11 protein-coding genes and 1 pseudogene are annotated in these 11,242 nt (G+C 40.9%); 10 read left to right on the top strand and 2 right to left on the bottom strand.

The window, feature by feature from the left end:
* Nucleotides 1-243 precede the first annotated feature (243 nt).
* Both V7K55_RS07530 and V7K55_RS07525 read left to right on the top strand, forming a co-directional pair.
* Nucleotides 244-561, top strand: a complete 318-nt coding sequence (locus V7K55_RS07530) for a hypothetical protein (RefSeq protein ID WP_334829757.1) — start codon at nt 244-246, stop codon at nt 559-561.
* Nucleotides 558-926, top strand: a complete 369-nt coding sequence (locus V7K55_RS07525) for an aspartyl protease (protein ID WP_229469177.1) — start codon at nt 558-560, stop codon at nt 924-926. Before V7K55_RS07530 ends, V7K55_RS07525 begins: the two co-directional genes overlap by 4 nt.
* An 81-nt stretch (nt 927-1,007) precedes the next feature.
* Here the strand turns inward: V7K55_RS07525 and pdxA are convergent, their stop codons facing one another.
* Nucleotides 1,008-2,096: a 4-hydroxythreonine-4-phosphate dehydrogenase PdxA gene (gene pdxA, locus V7K55_RS07520; RefSeq protein ID WP_334829745.1), complete on the bottom strand. Its 1,089-nt coding sequence runs from the start codon at nt 2,094-2,096 to the stop codon at nt 1,008-1,010.
* Nucleotides 2,097-2,303: 207 nt separating this feature from the next.
* Here pdxA and petM point away from each other — a divergent pair, with 207 nt between their 5' ends.
* From petM to V7K55_RS07490, 6 genes are all read left to right on the top strand, one after another.
* Nucleotides 2,304-2,408, top strand: a complete 105-nt coding sequence (gene petM / locus V7K55_RS07515; protein WP_273768155.1) for a cytochrome b6-f complex subunit PetM — start codon at nt 2,304-2,306, stop codon at nt 2,406-2,408.
* 261 nt (nt 2,409-2,669) lie between these two features.
* Complete coding sequence (locus V7K55_RS07510; protein WP_334829742.1) at nt 2,670-3,668, top strand: SDR family oxidoreductase; 999 nt, start codon at nt 2,670-2,672, stop codon at nt 3,666-3,668.
* Between the two features lie 130 nt (nt 3,669-3,798).
* The gene (locus V7K55_RS07505) at nt 3,799-4,716 is read left to right on the top strand and encodes an NAD(+) kinase (RefSeq protein WP_094330900.1); all 918 of its coding nucleotides are present in this window, start codon (nt 3,799-3,801) and stop codon (nt 4,714-4,716) included.
* Between the two features lie 534 nt (nt 4,717-5,250).
* The gene (nblR, locus tag V7K55_RS07500) at nt 5,251-5,937 is read left to right on the top strand and encodes a response regulator transcription factor NblR (protein WP_334829739.1); all 687 of its coding nucleotides are present in this window, start codon (nt 5,251-5,253) and stop codon (nt 5,935-5,937) included.
* A gap of 253 nt (nt 5,938-6,190) precedes the next feature.
* Nucleotides 6,191-6,697: a DUF192 domain-containing protein gene (locus tag V7K55_RS07495; RefSeq protein WP_334829737.1), complete on the top strand. Its 507-nt coding sequence runs from the start codon at nt 6,191-6,193 to the stop codon at nt 6,695-6,697.
* A gap of 515 nt (nt 6,698-7,212) precedes the next feature.
* Nucleotides 7,213-7,440, top strand: a complete 228-nt coding sequence (locus tag V7K55_RS07490; protein ID WP_334829759.1) for a DUF2949 domain-containing protein — start codon at nt 7,213-7,215, stop codon at nt 7,438-7,440.
* 260 nt (nt 7,441-7,700) lie between these two features.
* Here the strand turns inward: V7K55_RS07490 and V7K55_RS07485 are convergent, their stop codons facing one another.
* Complete coding sequence (locus tag V7K55_RS07485) at nt 7,701-8,855, bottom strand: pyridoxal-phosphate-dependent aminotransferase family protein (RefSeq protein ID WP_094330903.1); 1,155 nt, start codon at nt 8,853-8,855, stop codon at nt 7,701-7,703.
* Between the two features lie 1,190 nt (nt 8,856-10,045).
* On the opposite strand from V7K55_RS07485, the gene V7K55_RS07480 reads away from it, so the two are divergent.
* Nucleotides 10,046-10,771: a TIGR04283 family arsenosugar biosynthesis glycosyltransferase gene (locus tag V7K55_RS07480; RefSeq protein ID WP_334829735.1), complete on the top strand. Its 726-nt coding sequence runs from the start codon at nt 10,046-10,048 to the stop codon at nt 10,769-10,771.
* A gap of 221 nt (nt 10,772-10,992) precedes the next feature.
* Nucleotides 10,993-11,151: pseudogene (locus tag V7K55_RS07475) on the top strand (TVP38/TMEM64 family protein); the annotation flags it as partial.
* Nucleotides 11,152-11,242 lie beyond the last annotated feature (91 nt).

Below are 11,242 nucleotides of genomic sequence, written 5' to 3'. Positions count from 1 at the left end.
TGATAATTATTTGTCAAAAAATTATGCTTCGACACAAGTTCTCTATTTAAATAAAGAATTTTCTCTGATTTTTTTTCAAAATGAGAATTGCTGATTCTTTCTCTAACCCAACAAGCATAAAAAATAAATACCAGTCGCCTGAAAAACAGATGACTGGTATTTATAAATTGCCTTTACTTGAAGCTAGTAAATAGCTTCGATGATAAAGTTATAAAATCTCAAAGTAGATTGGTAAAAACAACAATGACTAATCCAAAGCCTATTCGCACAGTTCGCCGGGGAAGAATATTCCCTGATATTCAGTGGACAGAAGAAAAAAAAGCTCAATGGAAAGCTGAACAAGAGGCATTTTACCAACGCTCTAAAGTTATTTTTGACCAAGTTCAGCCAGAGTTAATCAAAAGTCACCACAACTGGTATGTAGCTGTTGAACCTGAGAGTGGAGACTATTTCACTGATAAAGACGAATTAGCTGCTATACATAAGTCTCGTCAGCAGCACCCGAACGCTCCGGTGTTCATATTTCGGATTAATGAAACAGGAATAGCTGGCACAATATGATTCAAGGCAGCTTTGGTGATGAGGAACAGCTATTCTTTGAAATAGAGTTGATTACTGCCGATGGTTTAGAATTACCTGTGGATGCCATGCTAGATACAGGATTTTCAGGCTGGCTAGCCATTGACAAGCAGGATTTAGAGGAATTTGATTGGGTGTATTTAGGTGAACGAAATATGCAACTAGCAAAGGGGGAAGCAAAGTTTGATATCTACGCTGGAAAAGTGCGAATAGATGGACAAGAGTTTAATATCCCTGTTTATGCAGGTGATGGAGTTTCGGAACTTTTACTCGGTCGTCAGTGGCTGAAAAATCGACGTTTAGTGGTGGATTTTCCGGCGGGAGTCTTAACACTGGGAAACAGTTGAGATTATGAGTAAAATACTGTAGTGCGTCTTAGAGACTTTTAATTAGTACTTGGTGATAATTTATATTTATAGACATAATCATTAATAATTTTTCTTAGCCAACTTTTGACTAACCAACTCAGCCGCTAAATGTATCGCTGCTTTCATACTCGTAGCATCAGCAATTCCTTTACCCGCGATATCAAATGCTGTTCCATGATCGGGTGAAGTCCTAACGAAAGGAAGACCTATAGAAGTATTAACTGCCCGATCGAACGCCATCAGCTTCACAGGAATTAAACCTTGGTCGTGATAAAGTGCCAAATAAGCATCAGTAGGATTTTTTACTACAGAATTGCCATACCAAGCCTGACCAGGTTTAACCCACATCGTATCTGGTGGTATCGGCCCATCTAGTTGTAATTGTGGTCGGTTTTGTCGCTCTTGCTCTAACCAAGGAATTAACCAATCTTGTTCTTCACGTCCAAGTTGTCCCTGTTCGCCACTGTGGGGATTCAAACCTGCGATCGCAATTCTCCCATTTTCTATCCCAAAATCTTTCTCCAAACACTCCACCAGCAAATCCAATTTTTGTGTCAACAACTGCGGTGTCAATGTATCCGCTACTTGACGTAGAGGTATATGTGTGGTAGCAAGTAAAGTGCGGAGTGTCCAGCCAGTATGGGGCGATCGCGCTACAAATAACATCCCAAAACGCTCAACACCTGACTTCTCTGCCAAAAGTTCCGTTTGCCCTGGATAATTATACCCTGCGGCTTTCCAAGCAGATTTAGCGATCGGCCCTGTGACTATCCCATCAAATTTACCAGCGAGTGTTTGTGCGATCGCATATTCCATATAGGCAAAACTAGCCGCACCACTAGCCGCATTACCTGTTCCTGGGATAATTCCTTGAATTTCCCCACCCAACTGCATATCAATCACTGACAACTCATCTGGATTTGCCAGAGGTGCTAAATTCTCAGTTAAATTCAATTTGTGATAAGTCTGTGTCAGCAAATCCCAGTTACCCACCACTGTCACGTCGTATTTTTTACTAATTTCCGGTTCTGCTAAAGCTTTCAAAATCACCTCCGGCCCAATCCCAGCCGGATCTCCCAGCGTCAGCGCCAAACGTGGGCGATTCTTTTTGCTAAAATTCACTAAATCACCTTGATTATTTTGATACATAAAATTTATTCATAATTATTATCATCAAAATTTTCCCTATCCCCTTCATTCTCCGCTCTACAGTAGGGATTGCCCCCCAACCTGGTAGGGATTACTTGCTAAACTAGTTTAAAATTATTTACACAGGTCTAATCCTACAGCAACTCTTGAAAAGCTTCTGCTAGACCTAGTTTACACACACTAATTTGCATAAGGAGAATCACACCAATGGGCGGCGAAATTTTGGATGCAGCTCTATTGTCCTTCGGTTTAATCTTCGTGGGCTGGGGCTTAGGTGCTTTGTTACTGAAAATTCAAGGCACAGAAGAGTAATTGAGTGCTGAGTTAGAAGTTAGGAGTTCTTGATTCTCCCCATTTCCGACTCCCTTTTTGATTGAAAAGTTCTGTTCGCCCCAAGTCGGCATTCATACTTTTCGCTAACTGGGAAAAAAGCTCGTTCGGTAAACGGACAGCTATTTTCCCATGAATTTTTCTATAAAAAACGATTTTCTGAGAAAAGATGTAAACTTTTGTTTGCATAGGTTATTCTGATAACATTCTTTTCATAAAACATTAAAATTTATTACAAACCTCATGACATTATTAATCGTCGGTGCCACTGGCACCTTAGGAAGACAAGTGGCTCGTCGTGCAATCGATGAGGGATATAAAGTACGCTGCCTCGTGCGGAGTAGCAAAAAAGCAGCTTTTCTCAAAGAATGGGGTGCGGAACTCGTACCAGGAAATTTACGTTACCCCGATACCCTCGCGGATGCATTAAAAGGTGTAACCCAAGTTATTGATGCCTCAACATCTCGCCCTACAGATTCACTGAGTATCAAACAAGTAGACTGGGAGGGCAAAGTAGCATTAATTCAAGCAGCAAAAGCAGCAGGTGTAGAGCGTTTTATCTTCTTTTCAATTTTGGATGCCGATAAATATCCAGAAGTACCGCTAATGGAAATTAAGCGATGTACAGAATTATTCTTAGCTGAATCAGGCTTGAATTATACCATCTTGCGGCTAGCTGGTTTTATGCAAGGGTTAATCGGTCAGTATGGGATTCCAATTTTGGAAGCACAGCCAGTTTGGGTTACAGGTAATTCTTCTCCCATTGCCTATATGGATACTCAAGACATTGCTAAGTTTGCAATCCGCGCATTGACTGTGCCTGAAACGGAAAACCAAGCTTTTCCTGTAGTTGGGACTCGTGCATGGAGTGCAGAAGAAATTATCAACCTGTGCGAACGCTTATCTGGAAAAGATGCCAGGGTAACGCGGATGCCAATAAACTTATTGCGTGCCGTGCGGGGCTTAATGCGGTCTTTTCAGTGGGGATGGAACGTAGCCGACAGACTAGCGTTTACAGAAGTATTGGCTAGTGGAAAACAGCTAAATGCTTCAATGGATGAAGTATATACAGTGTTTGGCTTAGATCCGCAACAAACCACAACTCTAGAAAGCTATCTCCAAGAGTATTTCAGTCGGATTATGAAGAAGCTCAAAGAGGTAGACTACCAGAAAAATAAAAATAAAAAGCAGAAACCAAAAAAAACTCCTTTTAAACAGTCTTCAAAAGCCAATAGTCAATAGTAATTACAAAACAGACATTAGTCATGAAACTCTACATTCTGGATATTTGACTCTAGACTAATGACTACATGACCAAAAATGTGTAAGGATTACATAATACAAAGCATCGCCTAAACTTGGATATTTGAGTGTGCCGAAAGCAGGCATTATCTACAATGACGTTAAGCCGATAGCGGGTCGTGTCGCTATCGAGTTGAAAGACAAGCTAACCGCAGCTGGTTGGGATGTGTGTATCACATCCAGTATCGGTGGAATATTGGGCTACTCTAATCCAGATAGTCCTGTATGCCACACCCCCATTGATGGTCTAACGCCCCCTGGTTTTGACTCAGATATGGAGTTTGCAGTGGTGTTAGGGGGAGACGGCACTGTTTTAGCAGCGTCTCGTCAGGTAGCCCCCTGTGGTATTCCACTATTAACAGTGAATACTGGTCACATGGGATTTTTGACAGAAACTTTCCTGAATCAATTGCCCCAAGCACTAGAACAGGCAATGACAGGTAAGTATGAAATTGAAGAACGAGCCATGCTCACCGTCAAAGTATTTCGGGGAGATGCAGTGCTGTGGGAAGCCCTGTGCTTGAATGAAATGGTTCTGCACCGAGAACCTTTGACCTCTATGTGCCATTTTGAAATTGCCATAGGTCGTCATGCACCAGTAGATATTGCGGCGGATGGTGTGATTGTTTCTACACCTACTGGTTCTACAGCTTACTCATTGAGTGCTGGTGGCCCAGTGGTGACTCCTGGCGTACCTGTTTTACAGCTAGTACCCATTTGTCCCCATTCCCTAGCTTCTAGAGCATTAGTATTTCCAGATACTGAATCGGTCAACATTTATCCAGTTAACATTCCTCGCCTGGTGATGGTGGTAGATGGTAATGGAGGGTGCTATGTCTTCCCAGAAGATAGAGTATATATGGAGCGATCGCAATATACTGTCCGATTTATTCGCCTGCAACCCCCTGAGTTTTTCCGAATTTTGCGAGAAAAATTAGGTTGGGGTTTGCCACATATTGCCAAACCAACTTCGGTAGAATTGCCGTAGTGGCGCGGCAAGCCTAAAATGTTGCAATAGATTTTAGAGAAAATTGAGATAAATCAATATTTTTTGCTTTGTCGCTAATGCACAACTTTAGGCTTGCCACGCCAGTAGTGGCGCGGCAAGCCTAAAATGTTGCAATAGATTTTAGAGAAAATTGAGATAAATCAATATTTTTTGCTTTGTCGCTAATGCACAACTTTAGGCTTGCCACGCCAGTAGTTATTGGGAATGGGGAATGGGGCATTGGGCATTGGGCATTGTTAAAGAGACAACTGAGCAAACAGAAAATTATTTCCCCATTCCCCGTTTGCTAATTTCCTGCCAGAATTACTGGTGTACGGATAGGTATTTGGAGTGAGTTATTAAGATTGCATCGAAGAATTCGATGGCTGACACCTGAACGTGCTAAAACATCCTTAACAGCGTGTCAAATCAGGGTTGATCCATCACTAAAAACTCGTAATTGCACTTTATAACTGATGTAAAGATTTTCTCTGGAATATCTTTACAATCCCAAATCCAATATCCCAAATTGTTATGACAGTTGCTCTAAGTCCCTGTGTTTTGGTGATTGAAACCGATGAGAGCCTAGCAAATCAGCTTTCTTGCGATTTGCAAGAAGCTGGCTATGAATCAATTTTGGCTCATGATGCTACCAGTGGTTTGCAATACTGTCGCGATCGCCAACCTGCTTTAATTGTTTTAGACCGGATGCTAGCAGGAGAATCAGGACTCTCATTGTGCAAAAATCTGAGAAGCACTGGTATGCGATCGCCTGTGTTGGTTTTAATGGCAAGAGATACCGTTGACGATCGTGTAGCTTGTCTAGAAGCAGGAGCGGATGATTACATCCTCAAGCCTTACCGCTCAGAAGACTTTTTAAAGTTAATTCGCCTCTACTTAAAACCTGATGTGGATACCACGGAGCAATTGCGCTTTGGGGAGCTAATTTTAGACATCGCAACTCGCCGTGCTATCCACGGAGGAAGGGCAATTGACTTGACAATGAAGGAATTTGAACTATTAAAATTCTTAATGGAACATCCCCGTGAGGTGTTAACTCGCGAACAAATTTTAGAAAATGTTTGGGGTTATGACTTTCTGGGTGAGTCGAATGTCATTGAAGTGTACATCCGCTACTTGCGCCTCAAAATTGAAGATGAAGGTCAAAAGCGCCTTATTCAGACAGTGCGCGGCGTAGGTTACGTTTTAAGAGAATCCTAGTACAGAAGTTTGCCTCCTTTTGACAATTTGCTCAAGTGCATTGTCTAGTTATAGAACTTACGTAAAACTACAGGCAGTAGGGTCAATTCATTAATTGCCCCTACCTAATAATAAGGGTTTTGACTATCATTTGCGTAAGTCCTGGTTAATTGAGGCTAAAAAAGGCTCTGTATTACGGGACAAATAAAAGCCGTAGGTTTTATAGCTTAAATTCTGTAAAATTGAAATCTAAATCACAAAACCAAAAAGAATTATGACTCGTTGGCTAGGTTTACTCTCGATGTTGCTGAGTGTTTTGTTGATGGGTTGTTCTATACCAACAACAGCTAAACCTCCAACCCCTACGCCTGGTTCTCAAACTCCAGCACCAGAGAGTTTAGGCCAAAAACTACCAATTTCTGCTAAAGCCATTGTTCCTAATGGAACAATTATTCAGCTAGAAGTGGCGAAGACACCACAACAGCAACAGATGGGGTTGATGTATCGACCAGCTTTACCAGATAACCGAGGGATGCTGTTTGGGTTCTCTTCTCCACAATCAATTAGTTTCTGGATGAAGAATGTACCTGTAGCCTTGGATATGGTATTTTTACGGGACGGTGTAGTTAAATATATTCAGGCTGCTGCACCTCCTTGTGCAAGTGAGCCTTGTCCTACTTATAGTCCCAACACACCAATCGATAAGGTAATTGAACTTCGCTCTGGAAGAGCTGCCGAATTGAAGTTGAAAGTGGGCGATACTGTCAAAATTCAGTATTGAGACTTAGCCGCATTGTATTGCGGGGATAAAGATTTGGATGATTGCTCTGTTCAGAGCCTATACTACCGAAGTATGTGTTTTTTTTGTAAAAAATGTCACGTGTTGTAGTAAAAAAGTCATCTGTAACGCTACTATTTAAAAACTGTGGTAATGATGTAGAATTCTACTGTCTCCAAGCTGAAATCGCAGTCTTAAAGTTTGGTTGCAAAAATATTCCCTTGGGCGTAAGTGTAAATAGTCGCCAATAAGAGAGTACAGGCTATGGAATCTTTATTACTACATGTGTCATTAAATAAAGCACAAAAGCAAACAAGATGGAGCCAATTTAATTAAGTAAAAATGCTGCTTGAGAATTGAGCAGATGATTTGTACGAAAAGTTCTATTTTTCAGACTCTCAATAATAAGCCTGTCTTAAAGGCAAATTGAAAAAACTGTGCTGGGGTGTATAGCCGATAACGGCAAAGTGACAGATAAAATACTGGCTACTAGCTACCAAGCAATGGTGAACTCATATATGACAATACATTCGGTACAAGGAGGTGAGATCGAAATGTCACCATCAAAATATTCTCGATTGATTAATTTTTTGCAAGAAGATTTGGCAATTTCCACGGCATCGCTGGCGGTTGCGCTACGCCATCGGGAGCAAGACCCAGGCCCTTTGGCAATGATTCTTTGGCAGTATGGTTTGATTACTCTAGAGCAGTTAGAACAAATTTATGATTGGCTGGAGACGGCATAGATGATGCCAATTTTGGATTTTAGATTTTTGATTTTGCATTAAAAATCTCTAGCAAACGGTTATTATTGGAATCTCAAGCCTTAATACTATCTAGGGCAACTTGGTATGATTTAGGAAAAGTAAAGCATGTCACATCAACTCTAATCTATACAAAGATTGATATATAAGTTTATTAACTCTGACGGTTTATACTCATTTATATACAAATAAAAAGAGCAAGTTAAATTATTAACTCGCTCTTTCTATTTAGTTCGGATTAATTAGGACTGACTAAACACTTTAACTGCTGCTGCTATACCAGAACCAGGGGTAAAATCTTCGTAGCCAAGTTCTGTTAGGGTAACTTCTAAGGATGCTATACAGCTAAGGATATCGCGATCGCTCACAAAGCCCAAGTGACCAATACGGAAAATCTTATTACTCAAATGGTCTTGACCACCGGCTAGGGCAATATCAAAGCGTTTTTTCATCAATGACCGAATCTTATCAGATTCAATTCCCTGTGGTGCTACAGCTGTAATTGCTGGACTAGCAGAACTATCTGCCGCGAACAGGGGTAAATTCAACCCTTGAATGGCGGCGCGGGTAGCGTTTTTTAGCCGTTCGTGTCGAGCAAATATTGACTCCAAGCCTTCCTCTTTCATGATTCGTAACGTGGTGTGCAGCGCTACGATTAAGTTCACTGGGGGAGTAAATGGAGTTGTATTTTTGGCTGTGGCTTTGCGATATTTACCTAAATCCAAATAATATTTCGGTAGCTTCGCAGTTTTGTAAGCTTCCCAAGCTTTGGGACTGACAGAGACAAAACCCAATCCCGGCGGAATCATATAACCTTTTTGGGAACCGGAGGCGACTATATCCAAACCCCAAGCATCCACGGGGAGATTGAATGCACCCAAGCTAGTGACGGCATCAACGATAATTAAAGCTTCACCGTGTTCTTTGACATGGCGGTTGATAGCTTCTAAGTCATTCAACACACCCGTCGAGGTTTCGCTGTGAGTAATAATTACAGCTTTAATTTGCTTTTGGGTATCTGCTTGGAGTTTTTCGGCAAATACTGAGGGGTCTAATGGTTTTCCCCATTCCACCTTAACTTCTTCTACATTCAAACCGTAGGCTTGGCCAACTTCTACCCAACGTTCGCCAAATTTACCATTAGAGCCAACTAAAATGCGATCGCCTGGAGAAAGAAAATTAATTATTCCGGCTTCAACAGCACCCGTACCACTGACATTTAATGTCAGCACATCACTTTGAGTTTGGTGTAGCCACTTGAGGTTTTCTGTCACCTCTGCCAATATATTGCTAAATTCACTGGTACGGTGTCCAATCGGATGCTTGGCTAATGCCAGTAAGGCAGCTTCTGGCACCGGGGTTGGGCCTGGAATCATTAGCATCAGCTTATCGTTCATGTGTCTATCCTAAAAGTCAAATAAAAGTCAAAATTGTGGGAAGTTGGTTTATTCTGGTAGCGAATTCTAGATATTTACCTACAAATTACACTCAGATGACCATCAGTCTTGTTGTATATTTTCCAAATCCATAGGAAAAGTATCGTGGGAGTTAATCATCGGTCAGCTTGACCTTTGCAATTTATACGAGACTCCAACTTAGATAAAACCTCTGTTCTAGGCAATCTTACCATACACTTAGACACCAGGTTAAGACCTTGGTTGTAGGTGAGTGTCGATTGGAGACTAGCGGGAATCGTCAGTGAAAAAGCGATGTTTTGCTTCAACGAAGGAAGTAACCGCCTACACTATGCGGAAGAGTTGGATGTCGCCGTTTGCGAAGATATAAAAGATACCAAACCCAAACTTTTCAATCTGCTTTCGTGGAGGATTGATTATTGAATTGCGATTCTCCAAGGAATACCTCTATCTATTGGGGAGGTGATGATTTATTTCAGTCTAAATCGCTTTTATATCAATATCCAAGCCATTTGTAGCTTACTGAATGATGATTTTTGACTGATAATTTACGCTTCATTTGCCACCAAATTTCAGATATCTATGCTACTAATTGCTGTACATTTTGAAATCGTACCCAGTGTTAGATAATAGCTAATCAACTATCAGTTTTTATACTATACTTAGAAACTTGCTACATTTGTGCTTAGTTTTATTAGTTACTATTCATGGTGAGTCGTTTTTAACTAGTGTTCAGTTCATAAACTGTCACTCACCAGATCCCTTATTTTCTCGTAAAAGAGATATTCTTAGTTAGTGCAAGGAGTGATACCATTTCACCAGATGTTTGTCACAAGTTATCCCCGCAATGCTCCCTATTCAGGGAGTGTTGCAGATTTCCAATGTTGCATCAAACGAGTGAGTTGGTATAAGCTTTTACGAGGAAGCGTTTGAGTGAGCAAAACTCTCAAGCGCTTTTTCGTGTATAAATAAGATAGTCCAACTATCTGGACGATAATCCAATTAATAATATTTTTACCTTATATATTTAAGTACTTGTTTCATCTAAGATTTATCTGAGAACTCAACTCACAACTATCCAGTTAGAAGATGGCACGATTATTTACATTGAAGCCACAAATAAGGGTAGAGTGTTTATTTCCTAACCAACTGGAAAAGAGAACTCAGCAATCATGAGTCAGAATATTGATGCTGCCAAAATTTCTATTATCATTGCGGCTATTAATGAAGCGAGGAATATTAAAGAAACAATTGCTACTACTCAAAGCCGTCTAAATATAGAAGTCATTTTAGTAGATGGTGGTTCTCAAGATGATACTGTAGCGATCGCTCAGTCATTAGGTGTCAAAGTTATCTCATCATCTCCCGGTCGGGCTGTGCAAATGAACGCGGGTGCTGTAGCGGCTGGCGGTGAGATTCTGTTATTTCTCCATGCAGATACCCGTTTACCGACTGGATTTGATGAGATGATTTGCACCGCGCTACAACAGCCTGGGACTGTGGCTGGTGCATTTAATTTGCGAATTGATGCCCCACTTTTGAGTTTAAGGTGGGTGGAGTTGGGTGTAAAGTGGCGATCGCATTTTTGCCAAATGCCCTACGGCGACCAAGCAATTTTTTTAACCAAGGAATCATTTCAGCAAATTGGTGGTTTTCCTGAATTGCCTATCATGGAAGATTTTGAACTCATCTGTCGGTTAAAACGCATCGGACGCATTGTAATTATCCCTACACCAGTTCTTACTTCAGCGCGTAGATGGTTACAAAAGGGAATATTCAAAACTACGTTACTTAATCAATTAGTAATTATTGCTTATTTACTCGGCGTTTCACCTGAGCGAATTCGTAGCTGGTATCGCCGAGAAAAATTTAAGGGAATTAAACTGTTTCTCATGTAGGTAGTATATCTTAGTGGCATTGGATTGGAGGTGTAGGTTTTAAACTTGAGCCTCAAAAGGTCAACATTGAGCCTCAGAAGGTCAACATTGAGCCTCAGAAGGTCAACATTGAGCCTCAGAAGGTCAACGTCGAGCCTCAGAAGGTCAACATTGAGCCTCAGAAGGTCAACATTGAGCCTCAGAAGGTCAACGTCGAGCCTCAGAAGGTCAAATTTATAAAAATGAAGAAGCGTTTATTAACTTCCAAACTTAAACTGCTACTCCTAAGTTGCCTAATTCTCACTCTAATAATTGTCGCTAAACAGTTGAACATTCAGGGACTTCTACAGACCTCAGTCATTTGGGTTGAGAGTCTTGGGGTCTTAGGGCCTATCGCTTACCAGCAATTCTCATTTTGAAAAAAAATCAGAGAAAATTCTTTATTTAAATAGAGAACTTGTGTCGAAGCATAATTTTTTGACAAATAATTAT

It is taken from the genome of Nostoc sp., from assembly GCF_036919895.1.
Classification (GTDB): Bacteria; Cyanobacteriota; Cyanobacteriia; order Cyanobacteriales; family Nostocaceae; genus Nostoc.
Note: the sequence above shows the minus strand (reverse complement) of the source record. Positions and strands in the feature narration are given on the sequence as shown.